Origin of the sequence: Actinacidiphila sp. bgisy160, assembly GCF_965342435.1 — a bacterium.
Classification (GTDB): Bacteria; Actinomycetota; Actinomycetes; order Streptomycetales; family Streptomycetaceae; genus Actinacidiphila.
In genome coordinates this window covers 88,442-108,337 of record NZ_CBDRCM010000020.1, presented here as the reverse complement: position 1 = coordinate 108,337, position 19,896 = coordinate 88,442, and the positions used below count along the sequence as shown (strand labels likewise).

The 19,896-nt window shown below is 72.8% G+C and carries 12 protein-coding genes; 7 read left to right on the top strand and 5 right to left on the bottom strand.

Going from position 1 to position 19,896, the window contains the following annotated elements; translation table 11 throughout:
* Positions 1–140 precede the first annotated feature (140 nt).
* Both ACRWNP_RS18190 and ACRWNP_RS18185 read left to right on the top strand, forming a co-directional pair.
* Positions 141–3,770 (top strand): S8 family serine peptidase, encoded by a 3,630-nt coding sequence (locus tag ACRWNP_RS18190; RefSeq protein ID WP_431962532.1) that lies wholly within the window; start codon positions 141–143, stop codon positions 3,768–3,770.
* A 454-nt stretch (positions 3,771–4,224) separates the two neighbouring features.
* The gene (locus ACRWNP_RS18185; RefSeq protein ID WP_431962530.1) at positions 4,225–7,650 is read left to right on the top strand and encodes a CARDB domain-containing protein; all 3,426 of its coding nucleotides are present in this window, start codon (positions 4,225–4,227) and stop codon (positions 7,648–7,650) included.
* Between the two features lie 48 nt (positions 7,651–7,698).
* Here ACRWNP_RS18185 and ACRWNP_RS18180 read toward each other — a convergent pair whose 3' ends face one another.
* Positions 7,699–8,421: a class I SAM-dependent methyltransferase gene (locus ACRWNP_RS18180; protein ID WP_431962528.1), complete on the bottom strand. Its 723-nt coding sequence runs from the start codon at positions 8,419–8,421 to the stop codon at positions 7,699–7,701.
* A 218-nt stretch (positions 8,422–8,639) separates the two neighbouring features.
* Between ACRWNP_RS18180 and ACRWNP_RS18175 the strand changes: the two genes are divergently transcribed.
* Both ACRWNP_RS18175 and ACRWNP_RS18170 read left to right on the top strand, forming a co-directional pair.
* A complete protein-coding gene (locus ACRWNP_RS18175; RefSeq protein ID WP_431962526.1) occupies positions 8,640–9,857 on the top strand; it encodes a lycopene cyclase family protein in 1,218 nt (405 codons plus the stop codon).
* Positions 9,848–11,416, top strand: a complete 1,569-nt coding sequence (locus ACRWNP_RS18170) for an FAD-dependent oxidoreductase (RefSeq protein ID WP_431962524.1) — start codon at positions 9,848–9,850, stop codon at positions 11,414–11,416. Before ACRWNP_RS18175 ends, ACRWNP_RS18170 begins: the two co-directional genes overlap by 10 nt.
* A gap of 38 nt (positions 11,417–11,454) precedes the next feature.
* Here ACRWNP_RS18170 and ACRWNP_RS18165 read toward each other — a convergent pair whose 3' ends face one another.
* The 4 genes from ACRWNP_RS18165 to ACRWNP_RS18150 are packed head-to-tail and all read right to left on the bottom strand — an operon-like array spanning position 11,455 to position 16,136.
* Complete coding sequence (locus tag ACRWNP_RS18165) at positions 11,455–12,471, bottom strand: DUF5914 domain-containing protein (protein WP_431962522.1); 1,017 nt, start codon at positions 12,469–12,471, stop codon at positions 11,455–11,457.
* The gene (locus ACRWNP_RS18160) at positions 12,468–13,475 is read right to left on the bottom strand and encodes a phytoene/squalene synthase family protein (protein WP_431962520.1); all 1,008 of its coding nucleotides are present in this window, start codon (positions 13,473–13,475) and stop codon (positions 12,468–12,470) included. Before ACRWNP_RS18160 ends, ACRWNP_RS18165 begins: the two co-directional genes overlap by 4 nt.
* Positions 13,472–14,989: a phytoene desaturase family protein gene (gene crtI / locus ACRWNP_RS18155; RefSeq protein ID WP_431962518.1), complete on the bottom strand. Its 1,518-nt coding sequence runs from the start codon at positions 14,987–14,989 to the stop codon at positions 13,472–13,474. Before crtI ends, ACRWNP_RS18160 begins: the two co-directional genes overlap by 4 nt.
* A 46-nt stretch (positions 14,990–15,035) precedes the next feature.
* On the bottom strand, positions 15,036–16,136 hold the full coding sequence (locus ACRWNP_RS18150; RefSeq protein ID WP_431962516.1) for a polyprenyl synthetase family protein: 1,101 nt from the start codon (positions 16,134–16,136) through the stop codon (positions 15,036–15,038).
* A 588-nt stretch (positions 16,137–16,724) separates the two neighbouring features.
* On the opposite strand from ACRWNP_RS18150, the gene ACRWNP_RS18145 reads away from it, so the two are divergent.
* The 3 genes from ACRWNP_RS18145 to ACRWNP_RS18135 all read left to right on the top strand — a co-directional run bounded on the left by ACRWNP_RS18145 (position 16,725) and on the right by ACRWNP_RS18135 (position 19,873).
* On the top strand, positions 16,725–17,195 hold the full coding sequence (locus ACRWNP_RS18145) for a cation:proton antiporter regulatory subunit (RefSeq protein ID WP_431962514.1): 471 nt from the start codon (positions 16,725–16,727) through the stop codon (positions 17,193–17,195).
* A 2-nt stretch (positions 17,196–17,197) separates the two neighbouring features.
* The gene (locus ACRWNP_RS18140) at positions 17,198–18,436 is read left to right on the top strand and encodes a cation:proton antiporter (RefSeq protein ID WP_431962554.1); all 1,239 of its coding nucleotides are present in this window, start codon (positions 17,198–17,200) and stop codon (positions 18,434–18,436) included.
* 183 nt (positions 18,437–18,619) lie between these two features.
* The gene (locus tag ACRWNP_RS18135) at positions 18,620–19,873 is read left to right on the top strand and encodes an MFS transporter (RefSeq protein WP_431962512.1); all 1,254 of its coding nucleotides are present in this window, start codon (positions 18,620–18,622) and stop codon (positions 19,871–19,873) included.
* Positions 19,874–19,896: the final 23 nt, after the last annotated feature.

The following is a 19,896-nucleotide window of genomic DNA, read 5'->3' as shown; positions in this document are numbered from 1 at the left end:
AGGGCAATGTGAGACCCCGTTTCCCCCGGCGATACGCAGCGGCGACAGCCACAGCTCTGGTCGCCGCTCTCGTGAGCCCCGGAGCCGCGCACAGCGCTTCTCCGTCCGCACCGGCCGCGGCGGCAACCCCCGCGGCGGCCGTGGCGCAGCACCCGCCCGCAAAGGTCACGCTGGTCACCGGCGACAAGGTGACGGTGACTCAAGGACCCAAGGGCACGGCCCCCGCGGTGCAGGTCGAGCGCGCACCGGGGTCCACGGGCTCGGTGCGTGTCGCCACCGAGGGCGGCGACACCTACGTGTTCCCCGACGAGGCGGTGGCGTACATAGCGAAGGGGCTTCTCGACAAGGAACTCTTCAACGTCACCCAGTTGATGGCCCAGGGTTACGACGACGCGCACCTCAGCGCGCTCCCCCTGATCATCACGCGCACCGAGGGCTCCGCCCCCCTCAAGTCCCGCTCGGCGCTGCCCGGGGCGGAAACCACGCTCAGCCTTCCCTCCGTCCGCGGTGAGGCGGTCCGCACCCGGCGGTCGAAGGCCGCGGACTTCTGGTCGGCCCTCACCGGCACCGCGCAGGCTGACGCCGACGGGCCCAAGGCGGCACCGCGCTTCTCCGCCGGCGTCGACAAGGTGTGGCTCGACGGCAAGGCGAAGGCCACGCTCGCCGACACCACGGCGCAGGTCGGGGCGCCCGCCGCCTGGGCCGCGGGAGGTACGGGTGCGGGGGTGCGGGTGGCCGTCCTGGACAGCGGGGTGGACACCACCCACCCGGACCTCGTGGACCGCATCGTGGCGTCCCGCAGCTTCGTTCCCGGCGCGAGCGTCGTCGACCGCAACGGGCACGGCACCCATACGGCGTCCACCGTGGCCGGCACGGGTGCCGCCTCCGGCGGCAAGGAGCAAGGGGTCGCCCCCGGCGCCGACCTGCTGGTGGGCAAGGTCCTCGGCGACAACGGATCCGGGACGATATCCGGGATCATCGCCGGCATGGAGTGGGCGACGCGGACCGAGCACGCCAAGGTCGTCAGCATGAGCCTCGGCGTCAGCGGCTGGCACACCCAGGACGATCCGCTGAGCCAGGCCGTGAACCGGCTGAGCGCCGAGACCGGCGCGCTCTTCGTCATCGCCGCGGGCAACGACGGCCCCGGGGCCTACAGCCTTGCCGCGCCCGGGACGGCGGACTCCGCGCTCACCGTGGGGGCGGTGGACGCGTCCGACCACCTCTCCGAGTTCTCCAGCGCCGGACCGCGCATGGACGGCGACGCTCTCAAACCCGACATGACCGCCCCCGGAGTGGACGTCCTTGCGGCACGTTCGCAGTACATGGAGTGGGGCGAGGGCTTCTACCGCGTCGACAGCGGCACCTCCATGGCCACGCCCCACGTCGCGGGGGCGGCCGTGCTCCTGGCGCAGAAGCACCCGCGGTGGACGGGGCAGCAGATCAAGGACGCCCTGATGGGCACCAGCGAGCCGACCCCCGGCTACAGCCCCTACCAGGCGGGAACCGGCCGGCTGGACGTGGCCGCCGCCTACAACCAGGACCAGGTCATCGCGACCGGATCGGTCGACGCGGGGCTCGTACGGTGGTCGCCCGGTGCGCAGCGGCAGCCCGTCAAGCGGAAGATCACCTACACCAACACCACCGACCGCCCCATCACGTTGCGGCTCTCCGTCGACCGTGGCGACTTCCCGGCTCAGGCGTTCGCGCTGTCCGCCGACAGCGTCACGGTGCCGGCGAACGGCACCACCACCGCCGAGGTCGTGGTGAGCGCCGAGGGCCTCGCAGCGGGCCGGTACGCCGCCCGGGTCACGGCACACCACGCCGGCGGTGAGGTGCACACGGCCGTGGGGCTCTCCGTCGAGTCCGAGAAGTACGACCTCACCATCCGCCTGAAGGACCGCTCCGGCCGGCCCGTGAGCGGTGAGGTCGAGATCAGGGGCGCGGACGGCGCTTCCACCTTCATGTGGGTTCCCGACGGGTCCGTCACCAGCCGCTGGGCCCCGGGTTCCTACATGGTGACGTCGCTGATGGACGTCGAGGGCCTGGCCGGACGCCACTCCCTCGGGCTTGCGATGCTGGCCGCCCCCGAGATCGGGCTCACCGCCGACCGAACCGTGGAACTCGACGCCTCCCGCGCCCGCGAGGTGAAGGTGGCGACCCCCCGGCCGACCAGCGTGGTGAGCAGCAGGATCGACCTGTACCGCTCCTTCACCTCCAGCACTCCCACCCCCGGCGACGGGAACGCCCTGCGCGAGAGGATCTGGCCCTCGGCCGCCTACGACAGCCTGTGGGCGCTGCCGACCAAGGACAAGGTGCGCAAGGGCAGCTTCGCCTTCACCACCAGGATCCGCGCCGAGCAGCGGCCCCTGCAGATCACCTACCGGGGCCACCGCCTCGACGACGCCCTCGTGCAGCCCGGTTCCCGGCCGATGCGGGACGGCACCTCGCACCTGGACGCCGTCTTCGCCGGTACCGGCACACAGGCCGAGTACGCCGGCGTGTCCGCACGCGGCCGGGCCGTGGTGGTCCGCGGCAGCGACGCCGTGCCCCCCGCCGATCAGGCGGCCGCGGCACATGCCGCCGGCGTGGCGCTGCTCGTGGTGGTCAACGACCGCGAGGGCCGCAAGAGCGACTGGTACGGCGACCCCGACAACGTCACGACCGGACAGGTCCCGGTCGCCTCGCTGACCCTGGACGAAGGGGAGGCGCTGATCAAGGCGATCGCCGGTGCGGGCGGGAAGGGGGTACGGCTGGCGGTCGAGGCGCATCCCGCGCCGAAGTACCTGTACGACCTGGTCGACCAGCACCTCGGCGGAGTGCCCGCGGATCCCTCGGCGAAGACGGAGCCCCGCGACCTCGCCCGCGTCGACGTCGACTTCACTCCGCCTCCCGGGCGGCAGGTCCTCGAATCGCGGCTGGACTTCCCGTCGTACGACTATCCGCCGTACAAGGGGTTCTCTCCCAACGCGCTTCCCGCCGAGGTGGTCGCGCCCGGCCGCCGCACCGACTGGGTCACCGCCGGAGTCCAGTGGCAGCAGAACGCCGCCCTCGACGGCTGGGGCAGTTCGCAGACCGACCTGATGACCTACCGGCCGGGCAGCGTGCAGAAGGACCGCTGGTACGGGCCCATCACCCGGCCCCGCATGATCACCTCCGATCTCCCCTACCGCGGCGAGAACGCGATGAGCGCCTACATCCAGGGATTCGGCGACGCGGGATCGGCGCACAGCGGCGGATCGGGCATGTACCAGGCGATCTCGTTCTACCAGGGCGACCGGGAACTGTCCCGGATGGAGGGCTACCCCTGGTTCGGGGCCGGTGACCTGGCGCCGGAGAAGCTCCCGTACCGGCTGGTCGTCGACACCAAGGGCGACACCCGGCTCAGCCCCTACTCCACCACCACCCGCACCGAGTGGCGCTTCACCTCCGGCGCCCCCGAGAGCGTCCAGGCCGTCCCGCTGGTGCAGTTGGACTACGGCACCGACCTGGACGCGGAGGGCCGGGCGCGGCGCAGCACGGAACTCGCCGTCACCCCGGTGGTGCTCGGCAGCTCCGCCGCCGCGGACGCGGTCTCCTCGGTCCGGCTGGAGGTCTCCTACGACGACGGGGCCACCTGGCTGCGGCAGGGGCTCAAGGAGAGGAAGGGCACCTGGCAGGCGGCACTGAACGCGCCGAACCGGGCCGGCTACGTGTCGATCCGCGTCACCGCCGAGCAGCGCAACGGCGGCGGAGTCACCCAGACCGTCACCCGGGCCTTCGGCCTGAAGTGACAGCGTGAGGGGCCGGTGCCCGGGCATGATCGTGTGCCCGGGCACCGGCCCTTTGACGTCCGTGACGCCGTTGATCTTGCGCAGAGTTACTCAATAAATTGCGCTGCATTCGATCATTCGTTGCGACGGCACCGGCTCACCCGACGACCTTTCGATAGGACCTGCCAGGCCTTTCACCGGCACGGCACGCGGCCCGGCACACGCAAGCGCTCCGCAAGTGACGCAAACACAGCTCGACGGCAACTGGCTGTGGATTACGTGCCGTTGACAAACCAGAGACGTCCGAGAAACCTAATGACGCGCTTTCCGCAAGAAGTTGACTGCATGACTCAATTGGCGTGCATGGCCGGCTCCCATGTCGGGACGGTCCCGTTCGGTCCCTGCTTCCCCTGCTCCCCCTGGTTCCTCCTCGCCCGCCTGCCGCGCGCCCCGCCCCCCACGGAATGAGGACCCCATGCGTTGGAGACCCCTCGGCCGGCGGTCGCTGTCCGCCGCCGTACTGTCCGGGCTCATGACCCTCGCGCTGTCACCGATGTCCGCCACCGCCCAGGCGGCCCCCACGGCCAACGCCGCCGCCGACGTCAACCTCGCGCTCGGCCGGCCCGCCACCGCGGGCGGCTCCCACGGCGAGTACCCGGCCGGGAACACCACCGACGGCACCCAGGCCTCCTACTGGGAGGGCCCGGCCGGCTCCTTCCCCCAGTGGGTGCAGGTCGACCTCGGCGCGACCCGCAGCGTCGACCGCGTCGTGCTCAAGCTGCCCTCCGGGTGGGAGACCCGGACGCAGACGCTCTCCCTGCAGGGCAGCACCAACGGCTCCTCGTTCGGCGCGCTGGCCGCCTCTGCCGGACGGGTGTTCAACCCTGCGCAGGCCAACACCGTCACCGTGGACCTGACCTCGCCCGCCGACGCCCGCTACGTCCGTGTCAACGTCACCGGCAATACCGGCTGGAACGCCGCGCAGTTGTCCGAGCTGGAGGTGTACGGCGAGGAGGGCGGCGGGAACGAGCCGCCGCCCACCGGAACCAACCTGGCGCGCAACAAGCCGGTCGAGGCCACCTCGTCGGTGCATACCTATGTGGCCGCCAACGCCACCGACGACTCCACTTCCACCTACTGGGAGGCGGCCGGTCACCCCGCCGACCTCACCGTCGAACTCGGCTCGGCCGCCGACGTCACCGGTGTCGTGGTCAAGCTCAACCCCGACCCGGTGTGGGCCGCCCGTACCCAGGCCATCCAGGTGCTGGGGCGTGCGCCGTCCACGACCAGCTTCACCTCGCTGCGCGACCGCGACGACTACTCCTTCAGCCCGGGCACGGGCAACTCGGTGACCATTCCGGTCAGCGGACGCTGGGAGGACGTACGGCTGCGGTTCTTCGCCAACTCCGGCGCGCCCGGCGGTCAGGTGGCGGAGTTCCAGGTCGTCGGCACCGCCGCTCCCGCCCCCGACCTCACCGTCACGGGCCTGGGCTGGTCCCCGGCCGCCCCCTCCGAGCGGGACGCGGTCACCGTGAACGCCGGGGTCCGCAACGGCGGCACCGCACGCTCCGCGGCGACGACCGTGGACGTGAGCGTCGAGGGCACGGTCGCCGGGTCCGCCCCGGTGCCCGCCCTCGAACCGGGCGAGTCGGCCACCGTCGCCGTCTCCACCGGGACCCGCGCGGCGGGCAGTTACGCCGTCTCCGCGGTCGTCGACCCGCGCGACGCCGTGGCCGAGCTGGACGACAGCAACAACAGCCGCAACGCCGCGGACCGGCTGGTCGTCAGCCAGGCTCCCGGGCCCGACCTGGAGGTCACCGGCATCACCCCCAGCCCGGCGAACCCCGCGGTGGGCGCGCCGGTCTCCTTCACCGTCGCCGTGCACAACCGCGGCACGACGGCCGCGGCCGCGGGTTCGGTGACCCGGCTGCAGGCCGGCTCCACCACGCTGAGCGGCACCACCGGCCAGGTCGCGGCCGACGCGACGGTGAACGTCGCGATCAGCGGCACCTGGACGGCGACCGCGGGCGGCGCCACCCTCACGGCCACCGCGGACGCCACCGGAGTCGTCTCCGAGACCGACGAGAACAACAACGTGCTCGCCAAGTCCCTGGTCGTCGGACGCGGCGCGGCCGTGCCGTACACCGAGTACGAGGCCGAGAACGGCCGCTACCAGGGCACCCTGCTCACAGCCGACGCCAAGCGGACCTTCGGGCACACGAACTTCGCGACCGAGTCCTCCGGCCGCAAGTCCGTCCGGCTGGACTCCGGCGGCCAGTACGTCGAGTTCACCTCCACCACGTCCACCAACTCCATCGTGGTACGCAACTCCATCCCCGACGCCCCGGGCGGCGGCGGAGCCGACGCCACGATCAGCCTCTACGCCGACGGCACGTTCGTGCAGAAGCTGAACCTCTCGTCCAAGCACAGCTGGCTGTACGGCAGCACCGACGACCCGGAAGGCCTGACCAACCGGCCCGGCGGCGACGCGCGGCGGCTGTTCGACGAGTCGCACGCGCTGCTGTCGCGCACCTACCCGCAGGGCACGACGTTCCGTCTGCAGCGCGACGCGGGCGACTCGGCGGCCTACTACGTCATCGACCTGATCGACCTGGAGCAGGTCGCGCCCGCGGCGGACAAGCCGGCCAACTGCACCTCGATCACCGAGTACGGGGCCGTCCCCGGCGACGGACTCGACGACACCGACGCCATCCAGCGGGCGGTCACGGCCGACCAGAACGGGCAGATCTCCTGCGTGTGGATCCCGGCCGGGCAGTGGCGGCAGGAGCAGAAGATCCTCACCGACGACCCTCTCAACCGCGGCCAGTACAACCAGGTCGGCATCCGGGACGTCACCATCCGCGGCGCGGGCATGTGGCACTCCCAGCTCTACACCCTGACCCCGCCGCAGAACGCGGGGGGCATCAACCACCCCCACGAGGGCAACTTCGGCTTCGACATCGACCACAACACCCAGATCTCCGACATCGCCATCTTCGGCTCGGGCACCATCCGCGGCGGCGACGGCAACGCCGAGGGCGGCGTCGGCCTCAACGGGCGCTTCGGCAAGGACACGAAGATCACCAACGTGTGGATCGAGCACGCCAACGTCGGCGTCTGGGCCGGCCGCGACTACTCCAACATCCCCGAGCTGTGGGGCCCCGGCGACGGGCTGGAGTTCTCGGGGGTGCGGATCCGCAACACCTACGCCGACGGCATCAACTTCGCCAACGGCACCCGCAACTCCACCGTCCACAACTCCTCGTTCCGCAACACCGGCGACGACGCGCTGGCGGTCTGGGCCAGCAAGTACGTCAAGGACACCTCCGTCGACGTCGGCCACGACAACCACTTCCGGAACAACACCGTCCAGCTGCCCTGGCGCGCCAACGGCATCGCGGTCTACGGCGGCTACGGCAACACCATCGAGAACAACATCGTCTCCGACACGATGAACTACCCGGGCATCATGCTCGCCACCGACCACGACCCGATCCCCTTCTCCGGTCGGACCACCATCTCGGGCAACGCCCTGTACCGCACGGGCGGCGCGTTCTGGGGCGAGGCGCAGGAGTTCGGCGCCATCACGCTCTTCGCCCAGGGCACGGACATCCCGGGCGTGACCATCCGGGACACCGAGATCCACGACTCGACCTATGACGGCGTCCAGTTCAAGACGGGCGGCGGCTCCATGCCCGGCGTCATGGTCACCGACGTCCGCATCGACAACTGCGTGAACGGCTCCGGCATCCTGGCGATGAGCGGCGCCCGCGGCAGTGCCACCCTGACCGACGTCACGATCACGAACTCGGCCCAGGGCGACGTACTGATCGAGCCCGGCTCCCAGTTCACCATCACCGGCTCACCGAACGGCGCGTCCGCGGCACGCAGGTCCGTCTGAAACCGGCGGGGTCCCCGGCTCACCGTGAGCCGGGGACCCCGCACGGCGTCACTTCAGCCCGGTGGCCGGCGCGCGCGCCACGAAGGTGTGCGCGACGCCGGTCTGCCAGCCGGGCAGGGGCAGGACCCGGACCTGTGTGAATCCCACCCGCCGCATCCGTGCGGCGAAGGCGTCGGCGGTGTCGAACTCGAGGACGCTGCGCCACAGATGCTCGTACAGGGAGCGGTCCCCGGTCAGGCACGCGACAGGCAGCAGCAAGCCCCGGCACACGGCCGTCCACACCGCGCGATGGCGAGGCAGCCCGCTCAGGGTGTACTCGTGGATCGCGACGCGGCCGCCCCGGGCCATCGAGTCCCGTACCCCGGCGAGGACCAGATCGGGGTCGGCCACGTTGCGGAAGAGGTAGGCGGCGAACACCGCGTCGTAGGGCCCGGCCACCCCCGCTTCCGCGAGCCGCTCGGCCGGGCAGTGCACGAACCTGACTCCGCGGCCCCATCGCTTGCGGGCCGCCACCTCGAGCATGCCCGCGGAGGAGTCGACCGCGGTGATACGGGCGCGTGGGGCCGCGGTGAGCAGGGCGGCGGTGGACGCACCGGTGCCGCACCCCACATCCAGCAGCCGCATCCCCGACCCGCCGGCGCGAAGCCCCAGCCGCCGGGCCGATCGCCGCAGATGGGCGTGATAGCCAGGATTGACGGCGACCATCCGGTCGTACAGCGCGGCGGCGTGATCGAACGCGGACGCGAGTTCGGCACCGTGCATCACGGGCATGACGTGCTCCTCGGCTGCCGCGGGAGGGAGTGGGACGAGCGCACCACGTGCGGCCTGTGCCCATTCCACCCCCGCCGCCGTCCGGGCGCACCTCACACAGGCGCATACCCACGGACGGCCCAAGAACCGCGTGTCAGGCCCGGCCGTGGTCCCTTCCGGCCACGGGAGCGGCGATCATCGCCTCAAGGTCCGCACCCAATCACCGTCCGGGAGGATCCTTGACCGAGGCCGACGCCCGGAGTGCCGTCGACATCCTGATCGTCGGCGCGGGCGCCGCCGGGCTGTCACTGGCGCACCGTCTGGCGGCCTCGCCGGGCCCGGACGGCCTCCCCGTCTCGATCGTGCTCGTCGAGCCCCCGACGGGTTCCCCCGTGCGCTCTCCCGCACGCACCTGGTGCTTCTGGGGGGACGAGGGGGACGCATTCGACAGCCTGGTCACCGCCCGCTGGCACCGGCTGCGGATCACCGCCAGGGACGGCCACCGCGTCTGCTTCACGTCCCCGCGCGCGTACCGGATGATCCGTTCGGCCGACTTCCTGCACGAAGTCGGTGGTGCGCTCGCCCGCCGGCCCGGTGTGCGGAGGGTGGAGGCGACCGTGGACGTGGTGCGTGACGTGCCGGGAGGTGCCGAGGCCACCGGCCACGACGCGGCAGGCCGTCCGGTCCGGTTGTCCGCGCGCTGGGCCTTCGACTCGCGGCCCCCGAGCGAGCTGCCGCCCGCCCGCACCACGCTGCTGCAGCACTTCAGGGGCTGGTTCCTCACCACACGTGCCGACCACTTCGAACCCGGCGTCGCCGATCTGATGGACTTCCGCACCCGCCAGCCCGCACTGGGGCTGTCCTTCGCGTACGTGCTGCCTTTCTCTCCCCGCGAGGCGCTGGTCGAGTACACGGAATTCTCCGCCGCGCCGCTGACGGAGTCCGCCTACGACGCGGCACTGGAGGACTACGTCCTGCGCACGTGGCGGGCGGCCGCCTACGAGGTCACCGCCGCCGAACAGGGGGTCATCCCCATGACGGACGGGCGCTTCCCCCGGCGTGCGGGACGGAGCGTGTTCCCGATCGGCGTGGCCGGTGGTGCCACCCGCCCCTCCACGGGGTACGCCTTCGCCGCGATCCAGCGGCAGTCGGCCGCGGTCGCCGCGTCCTGGCACGCCGGACTGACCCCGCAACCCCCGATGCCGTACGCGGCCCGCCACCGCCTCATGGACGCCGTCATGCTGCGCGCCCTGGCGACCGGCCGGGCCGGTGGGGCCGCCTTCTTCGAAACCCTTTTCCGGCGCAATCCCCCGGAGCGGGTCCTGCGCTTCCTCGACGGCACCTCAGGCCTGCGGGACGAATGGGCCATCGGCCTGGGCACGCCGGTGCCGGCCATGCTGCGCGCGCTCTTGGAACTCCCGCTGGTACCACGGCGAAAGGCGACCGCATGCTCCTGAACCCTCCGTTCGGGGCGGTGCGTCCCGGCCGCGACCGCAGGGCGGTCCTGTGGCCGGCACGGGACGGCACCGCCCGGGTGGCACAGCCCGCCCCCAGCACGGCCGTGGTGGGCGGAGGCATCGCCGGGGTGGCGGCGGCCGTCGCGCTCGCCGAGCGCGGCGTACGTGTCGACCTGCTGGAGAGGGAGGACGTGCTCGGCGGCAGGGCCGCCGGATGGCCGACCGCCCTGGCCGACGGACGGCGGGTCACGATGAGCCGCGGCTTCCACGCGTTCTTCCGTCAGTACTACAACCTCCGCGCGTTGCTCCGCCGGGTGGACCCGGGTCTCGCCCGTCTGCGACCGCTGGCGGACTACCCGCTGCAGCGCGCCACCGGTGCCCACGACAGCTTTCGCAACGTGCCGCGCACTCCGCCGTGGAGCGTGCTGGGTTTCGTCGCCCTCAGCCCCGCCTTCGGCTGGTCGAGCCTGGCCCGCATGCACCCGCGGGCCGCCCTGCCCCTGCTGGACGTGCGCGTCCCGGACGTGTACGAGCGGCTCGACCAGGTCAGCGCCGGCGCCTTCCTGGACGACATCCGCTTCCCGGACGACGCCCGGGACCTGGCGTTCGAGGTGTTCTCCCGCAGCTTCTTCGCCGATCCGAAGGAGCTGTCCGCCGCGGAGCTGGCCCTGATGTTCCACATCTATTTCCTGGGATCCTCCGAGGGACTGCTGTTCGACGTGCCCCGCGAGCCGTACCCGCAGGCGCTCTGGGACCCGCTCACCGGTTACCTGTCCGGTCTGGGGGCCACCGTCCGCACCGGCTGCACCGTCCAGGCACTGCGCCCCGACGCCGACGGCTTCCGGCTGGCGGTCACCGCCCCCGGAGCGTCACGGACACCGGAGGAACACAGGTACGACGCGGTCGTGCTCGCCGTGGACACGGCCGGCCTGCAGGCCGTGGTCGCGGCGTCGCCCAACGTGGGAAGCGGCGGTTGGCGTGCAGGCGTCGGACGCCTCCGGCATGCGCCGCCCTTCTTGGTCTCGCGCTACTGGATGGACCGACCCGTGCGGCCCGACCGGCCTGGATTCCTGGGCACCAGCGGTTTCGGCCCGGTGGACAATGTCAGCGTCCTCAGCCACTGGGAAGGAGAGGCTGCCCGGTGGGCGAAGGCGACCGGCGGCTCGGTCGTGGAACTCCACGCCTACGCCGTGGGCCCGGCAGCCGACCGCAGCGCCCTGCAGGACACGATGCTGCGAGAACTGTCCCGGATCTACCCCGAGTGCGCCGGGGCGGCCGTCGTCGACGCCCGCCACGTGTGGCGGCAGGACTGCCCCCTGTTCCCGGTCGGCGGCTACCGGGACCGGCCCACCGTACGCACGGTCCACCCCCGCCTGGTGCTCGCCGGCGACCAGGTGCGCACAGCGCTCCCGGTCGCTCTGATGGAACGCGCGGCCACCACGGGAACACAGGCGGCGAACGCCCTCCTGGCCACCTGGGGAGTGCGCGGCCACCCGCTGTGGTCGGTTCCGCCACATGGGCGGAACGCCGTCATGCGGGCCCTGGCACGCCGGGGTTGAGCCGGTCGGTGGCGTGCCCGCCGCGCGGCGGCGGGGCCTCAGCCGGGGAACCGGCCCTGGCTGCGCAGGGCGTAGCGGCGCTCGGCGTAGGCGAGGTCGTCGCGCCACAGGCGGGCGGCGCCGCGTCGCATCAACGGCCGCAGCAGCGGGCCGGCCCGGCGGGCGACGGTGAAGCCGGGGCGAGGTGAGTGGGCGACGACGGCCTCGGTCACGGCGGTCCGCGGCCGTCCGTCGCCGCCCGGGCCGAGCGGTGTCGCGTGGGTTTCGACGACGCTGGTGGCCCCCTCGCCGGAGACGATGCGCATCACGACGGCCCGCGGCCCGGGCGCGGTGAACTCGGCCCGCACCGGAACGCCGAGGCGTCCGCGCAACCGGAAGGAGACATCGACCAGGAAGCGGTCCGCGCCAGGGCCGGAGGCATCCGTATCGTGGGCGGCAGGTGTCTCCACGACGCTGAGGTCGGCGAAGGAGTACGGGTGGAACCAGGCTCCGTGCCACGGGTCCAGCCGGTTGGCGACCACGTCCTCGGGTTCGCACTGCCCGGTGACCGTCATGACGGCCGCCAGTGACGCTCCGGGGGCGGGCCGTGCCGGAACCGCCGGCGCCGGTGTGGGTTCCTCACCACCGACGGCGTCCAGCCGCACCCACACCAGGAGGCCGTCGTCGTGGGCCGGGTAGGGGTCCCATCCCGGGTGCCCCGAGGGCTTCAGCGCGAGGCCGTGCCAGTGGCAGACGATCGTGCCGTCCCGCACGGGGCTTTCGCACAGCGGAGCGCCCAGGTGCGGGCAGGCGCCCGGGGCGGCTCGGACCCGTCCCCGCCGGTCGCGCCACAGCACCACTTCGAGGCCGGCCACTTCCTTCCCCGTGACGCGGCGCCCGACGACCTCGGTGCTTGCGGCCACGACGTACCAGTTGCCGGACGGGCGCGCCTGGGCACGTTTCAGTGCGGACGCGATGAGGGCGGGCCTGGCATCCCGCCAGGTGGGTCGCTGATCCTCCCACCTGCCGCCGGCGAGCAGGGCCAGCGGATGGAACGGACGGCCGGAGCGGCTCATGCGGTCGACTCCTCGGTCGTGTCGGACGCGGCATCGCACGACATACGCCAAGGGCGCGCGCGGTGGGAGACGCGGCTCGAGACGACGCCGGCGAGTCCGCGGGCGGCTTCGTGGACGCGGCGGCGCCGGGGCACGGCCACGCGGCGGTGGAGCACCGGGTAGCCGGCGGCCTCGATCTCGTCGAGGATGCCGCGGTAGAGCACCAGGGCCGTTCGGACGCAGGGGCGTGAGACGGGCGCGAGCATGGGGATGCCCTGGGCGGCCCGCCGGTAGATCTCGCGGGTGAGGGCGGCGGTCTCGCGCAGGGCGCCGCGGACCCGCGGGTCGGTGGTGCCGCGCCTGCGACACCAGGTCAGCAGGGCGCGATCGGCCCCGTGGGCGGCCAGGAGGTCCCCCGGGATGTAGACACGGCCGCGGTCGAGGTCCTCCCCGACGTCGCGCAGAAAGTTGGTGAGCTGGAAGGCGACCCCCAGGGCCGCGGCCGCGGGCTCGGCCTCCTCCCTGGGGGTGACCGTGCCCAGCACCGGCAGCACCTGCAGGCCGATCACCGCGGCCGAGCCGTGCATGTAGCCGGCCAGGTCGGCGTACGTGGGATACGCGGTGACCGTCAGATCCATCCGCATGGAGGCCATGAAGTCGGTGAACAGCGCGTGGTCGAGCCGGTGCCGGCGGACGGTGTCGGAGAGCGCGGTGACCACCGGATGGTCCGCCCGGCCCCTGCGAAGGCCGTCCAGCAGTACCGTCTCCAGGTCCGCCAGTGCCCGCTTCCGGGTCGCGGGCGCGGCACCGGCGGGGCCGGTGCCGGTGCCGGCGTCGACGATGTCGTCCGCCCACCGGGCGAAGCCGTAGAGGGCGTGGACGAAGGGGCGGCGGTCCGGGGTGAGCAGCCGGGTGGCCAGGAAGTAGGTCTTGCCGTGTCGTGCGTTCAACGCCCGGCAGCGCGTGTAGGCGGCGCGCGTCGAGGCCTCGGTGATCCCGGCGGCGTCGAGTTCGCGGGCGGTCACAGGACGCTCCTTCGTGATCGCCGTCGTGCCACCGCGCGGTCCCCCGCGACCCGGGCGGCGGCGAGCTTCCCGGAGATCAGTACGGTGGGCACTCCGACGCCGGGAACGGTGCCGCAGCCGGCGAGGACGACGTTCTCGGCGCCGCGGACCAGGTTGCGGGAGCGGAAGGGGCCGGTCTGCGCGAAGGTGTGGGCGGCCGAGAAGGGCGTTCCGGCTGCGTGCCCTGCCGCGGCCCAGTCGGCGGGCGACATGGTGCGCAGGGTCTCGACGGATGCCTCGAACCCCTCGAGTCCGCGTTTCTCGAGGTCGCGCATCAGGCGGTCCCGGTAGGCGGGGGCCGCCTGGCTCCAGTCGACGCGACCGGTGGCCAGATTGGGGCACGGGGCGAGGACGTAGTGCAGGTGCCGGCCCTCGGGCGCGAGGCAGGGGTCGGTGGTGGTGGGACGGGTGATGAGGAGGGAGGGGTCGCTCATGAGGCGTCCCAGTCGGGTCAGTTCGTCGAAGGTGCTCCCCCAGGCATCGCCGAAGGAGAGAGTGTGGTGCGCCAGCTGCGGCCAGGTGCGCCGGGTTCCGGCGTGCAGGACGAAGGCGGAGGGGGACCAGGACAGGCCCACCGGGCGGCGGGGGACGCGTCCCAGGAGCCGGTACACCACCGGCAGGTCGGGCGTGAGGACCACGGCGTCACAGGGGATCCGTTCGCCCTCGCCGGTGAGCACGGCCGTCACCCGGCCGCCGGGACCGCGTTCCAGGGCCGCGACCTCGCTCCCGTAGCGGAGCGCTGCTCCCGCGTCGGTGGCCTCGGCCGCGAGCCCGCGGGCGACGGCGTGCATGCCGCCGCGCGGGAAGTACACCCCGCCGACGGTGTCCATGTAGGCGATGACGGCGTAGGCGGCCAGGGCCCGGGCGGGTGCCACCCCGGCGTACAGGGCCTGGAAGGTGAACACGCGCTGCAGGCGCTCGTCCGTGACGAAGCGCGCGATGCGGGACTGGAGTCTGCCGAATCCGCCGAGCGCCGCCAGCCGGGCCAGGTCGGGGGTGAGAAGGGACAGGGGCGAGTCGAAGTTGACGTCGATGAAGCTGCGCATCTGAATTCGGTACAACTCACCGAGCCAGGACCTCAGCCGCCGGTACCCCAGTGCCTCCCGGCCGCCCGCGAACCGGGCGACCTCGGCCTCCATCGCCTCCGGGTCGGTGTGGACGTCGAGGGCGGAGCCGTCGGCGAACCCGGCACGGTAGGCGGGGTGCAGCGCCCGCAGTTCCACCCGTGAGGCGAGGGAGCCGCCGGTGGCTGCGAACGCCTCCTCCAGCAGGTCGGGCATGGTCAGTACCGTAGGGCCGGTGTCGATGCGGTAGCCCTGGAGCTCGAGCAGACCGGCGCGCCCCCCGGGTCCGCCGGAGCGTTCCATAACGGTCACCCTGCGGCCCGCTCCCAGCAGGTGCAGGGCGGCGGCCAGTCCGGAAAGGCCCGCGCCCACGACGACCACATGGTCTGTGCGCCCCTGAACGGTCCTCATCGGCGGCTGCCCTCACGTACGGGGGTCCGATGGACCGTGGTGGGGATCATGCGACGGCCGCCGCGCCGATGCGGCGGGCCAGCCCGGCCAGAGGGCGGACGCCCTGCGGCGCGAGGCGCCCGGTCGTGAGGAGAGCGGCGGCCTCGTCGGTCAGCGCCGCGATCCGCGCCTCCACCGCCTGCACCGCGCCCAGGTCCCTCAACAGCCCGCGAAAGGCCTTCAGCTCAGTCTCGTCCGCAAGGGGGTTGCCGAGCGTGGCGCGGACACGAGCCTCGCCCCCGGGCGAACCGGACCGCCGCGCCAGTTGCACCGCCAGGGCGGTCAGGTAGGTGAGCTTTCCCGAGCGGATGTCGTCGCCCGACGGCTTGCCCATCTCCACTGGATCCCCGTAGACGCCCATCAGGTCGTCGCGGAGCTGGAAGGCCAGGCCGGTCCGGCGGCCGAACTCGTGCAGAACCTCGATGGTGCGGTCGTCCGCGCCGGCGGACACGGCGCCCACGGCCAGTGGACGGGCGACGCTGTAAAGGGCGGACTTCAGTTCGGCGGTGCGCAGCGCCGCCTGCGGGTCGTCGGAGCGCTCCGCCTGCAGGCGGAGGTCGAGGTGCTGGCCCGCCACCATCTCCGCACGCATGGACTGCCACAGTCCTTCGACCCGCCGCCGCACGGCGGTGTCCATCGGAACCGTTCTGAGCAGGTCCTCGGCCCACACCAGGGCCAGGTCCCCGGCGAGCACGGCTTGCGCGAAACCGTAGGCCGCCGCGTCTCCGGACCAGCCCGCCCGGCGGTGCGCCTCGGTGAAGTGGGCGTGCACAGCGGGGCCGCCGCGGCGTGTCTCCGAACGGTCCATCACGTCGTCGTGGATCAGCGCGCAGGCCTGCAGCAGTTCCAGCGCCGCGCCCAGCCGGACCGGCAGCCGGGCGGCGTCCCCGGAAGTGGGCCCGCCTGCGGCGAGCCACCCCCACCACACGCACCGTGCACGCAGCCGGGCCCCGCCCCGCGAGACGAACTCGGTCAGGACACCGGCCAGAGCGGCGTCCGCGGGCAGGGCATCCGATGCGGTGAGGCCCCGCTCCGCCATGTAGGCGGACAGTTCGGCCTCGACCGCTTCCACCACCTCGGTGTCTGCTCCCGCATCCGAGCTTTCCACGTCGGCCTCTCGGTCGATGTCCCTGACGGCCGCGCTCCGCACGCGGAGGCGGCTCCCGCTGGCGACCGTTGCTGGCCTTGACAGCCTCGAAGGCCCGCGCCCGATCGGAGAACGTCCCCACGGCAGCGGAAGGACAGCCCTTCGGGGATCCACGGTCGCTCCCGACTCTGACACCGGCCCCGTCACAGCGCATCCGCAAGCCGACCGCACGGGCGGCCCCTCGTCGGGCGCCGGGGCCGGAAGGAGTACCCGCAGGGCGGCGAAGTGTGCGACCGGGCCGACGCGCTCATGGGTGCAGGAACTGCGGCGCCGCGGCGTCACCTGGACCCGGATCGGCGCATCCCTCGGGATCACCCGCCAGTCCGCCTGGGAACGGTTCTCCGGCGAGGAGTGACCGGATCCCGCAGGCCCGCCCGGCCGCCGCATCCGTCCCGGCAACGGCCCGCCCCGCTCGCCGACCGGAATAGAACCGTCCGGTTGAACGTAATACGCACGTAAAAGTCGCAGGCCGAGGGCGCCCCGCCGGCAGTGATGGCGGTCGGCGGCCCTGGCCGGCGTGGGAGATGCGGACTTGTCTGGGAGACAGCAGTGCCCATACGCCGGACGACCCTTCCGGGCATCGGGACGCAGTACGACGTGACCACGCGCACCGGGCGGAACCTGTCGGTGGTGGTCCACCAGGACGGGCGGAGGTTCCTGGGTTTCTACGAGGCCGACGATCCCGACGCGTGCGGGATGTCGGTACCGTTGGAGGCCGACGAGGCCGCCGGGCTTGCGCGGTTGCTCGACCCGACGCCGCTCGAGGCGGTGCGCACGGAGGGCATCGGGCTGGTCACCGAGCAGATCCCGGTGGGCTCGAGGTCGCCGTACGCGGGTCGGCCGCTGGGTGACACCCGGGCCCGAACGCTGACGGGGGCCTCCGTCGTGGCGGTGATGCGGCGGACGAGTGCGCACCCCTCCCCCGGGCCGGAGTTCCGGCTGGCGATCGGGGACACGCTCGTGGTGGTCGGCACCCGTGAGGGCGTGGACGCGCTGGCCGCGATCGTGGCGGGGCAGTGACGATGCACGACACCACCGCGCTGCTCATCGAGCTCGGCGCCGTCATCCTCGGGCTGGGCCTCATCGGGCGTTTCGCGGGCCGGATCGGGCTCTCGCCCGTCCCGCTCTACCTGCTGGCCGGTCTGGCCTTCGGGCACGGCGGCGTCGTGCCGCTGTCGGCGAGCGAGGACTTCATCTCCGTGGGGGCCGAGATCGGGGTGATCCTGCTGCTCCTGCTGCTCGGGCTGGAGTACAGCGCCTCGGAACTGGTCACGAATCTGCGCGCCCAATACCCGTCGGGGGCCGTGGACTTCGTCCTCAACGCGGTGCCCGGTGCGGTGGCGGCGCTGTTGCTGGGGTGGGGGCCGGTGGCCGCCGTCGCGCTGGCCGGGGTCACCTGGGTCTCCTCCTCGGGTGTCATCGCGAAGGTGCTCACGGACCTCGGCCGGCTCGGCAACCGCGAGACGCCCGTGGTGCTGGGCGTCCTCGTCATCGAGGACCTGGCCATGGCGGTCTACCTGCCGCTGCTGACGACCTTGCTGGCGGGCCTGGGCCTGGCGGCCGGCGGCGTGACACTGGCGATCGCCCTCGGCACCGTGGGCACGGTGCTGTACCTGGCGTTGCGCCACGGACGGCTGCTCAGCAAGGCCGTGTCGTCGGACAACCCCGAGATGCTGCTGCTGGTCGTGCTCGGGCTGGCGCTGGTGGTGGCGGGCATCACCCAGAAGCTGCAGGTGTCGGCTGCCGTCGGGGCCTTCCTGGTGGGCATCGCCCTGTCGGGTGAGGTCGCGGAGGGCGCGGGGCGTCTGCTGACGCCGCTGCGCGATCTGTTCGCGGCCGTCTTCTTCGTGTTCTTCGGACTGTCCACCGATCCGGCGGCCATTCCGCCCGTGCTACTCCCGGCGCTGGCCCTGGCGCTGGTCACCACCGGAACCAAGATCGTCACCGGTTGGTACGCCGCCCGGCGGGCGGGTATCCATCCGCGGGGCCGGCTGCGGGCGGGTGGCGCGCTCGTCGCGCGCGGGGAGTTCTCGATCGTCATAGCGGGCCTGGCCGTCGCCACGCAGCCTCGCATCGGGCCCCTCGCCACGGCGTACGTCCTGATCCTGGTCGTCGTCGGGCCCCTGGCGGCCCGCTACACCGAACCCGTGGTCACCACGCTCCGCCGGCTGCTGCGGCCTGACGCCTTCGCCGATCAGGTGCCGGAGGCCGTCGAGGTCCTCGAGGTCACACCGCACGAGGACTCCCCCGCCCGGCGGTGAACGCCGTCATCTCTGCAGTCATCTCTCATCGAGATGGCAGCCATCCGGATTCATCTCCATCACGGGGGAAGCAATCGTCTGGTGCGGGCGCTGCAGCATGCGACAGGGCAGCGCGAGGAGTTGCTCCGTCACCACTGTGCCCACCCGAACCGCACCGCCGGTTCCCTCCACGAGAAGGACCTCGTGCCCACTCTCCGCATGACCCGGTCCCCGCGGCGCCCGGCACCCCTAGGGGCCGCCCACGGCGTTCCCGGATGGCTGGTCGGGCTGCTGGCCGTCGCCTCCGGGATGACCGTCGCCAACCTCTACTACGCCCAGCCGCTGCTGTCGTCTCTGAGCCGGGCCTTCCACCTCGGCCCGGCGGAGGCCGGCGCGCTGATCACGCTCACCCAGATCGGCTACGTGGCCGGCATGATCTTCCTCGTCCCGCTCGGCGACCGGCTGGAGAAGCGCCGGCTGGTCACCGCGTTGCTCGCCGTCACCACGGTCGCCCTGGCGGTGGCGGGCCTCGCCACGAGCTTCCCGGTGCTGCTCGTCGCGTCCCTGGTCAGCGGCGCCACCTCCGTCGTCGCGCAGATCCTGGTGCCGTTCGCGGCGGGCCTGGCGCCCGACCACGCCCGCGGCCGCATCGTCGGCCGGGTGATGAGCGGACTGCTCGCCGGGATCCTGCTGTCCCGCACCGTCAGCAGCCTGGTCTCCGACGTCGCGGGCTGGCGTTACGTCTACCTCGGCTCCGCGGTCCTGATGGCCCTCCTGGCCCTGGCACTGCGGGCCGCCCTGCCGCAGCACGCCCCGACGACCTCCCTGCCCTACTCCCAGGTCCTGCGCTCGACGGCGCGACTGGTGCGGACGCATCCGGCGTTGCGGCGCCGGGGTCTGTACCAGGCGGCCCTGTTCGGTGCCTTCAGCGCCTTCTGGACCACCGTGTCCTTCCTGCTCACCGGCCCCTTCCACTACTCGCAGATCGGCGTCGCGGTCTTCGCGCTCGTGGGCGCCGCGGGTGCCGCGGTGGCTCCGCTGGCCGGCCGCTGGGCGGACCGCGGCCTCACACGCCCGTTCACGGGGATCGCCTTCGGCGTGGCGGCCGCGGCCTTCGCCGTGGCGGGCTTCGGGCAGCACAGCATCATCCTCGTCGCCATCGCCGCGATCCTGATCGACATGGCCGTGCAGACCACGCTCATCCTCGGGCAGCACACCGTGTACCAACTCGACGCCGCCGCGCGGTCGCGGCTGAACAGCGCCTTCATCGCCATCTTCTTCGTGGGCGGCGCGCTCGGGTCGCAGCTCGGGTCGCTGGCCTACCACGCGGCCGGCTGGACGGCGCTCAGCGTCCTGGGCGCCGCCCTGCCCCTGATCGGGCTCGCCTACTGGGCGACGGAGCGGCGCGCCTCCCGCGGGGGCGTGGACACCCCGGCCGCGCAGGCCCCGCCCCGCTGACCGCGCTCACCGACACCGCCCGC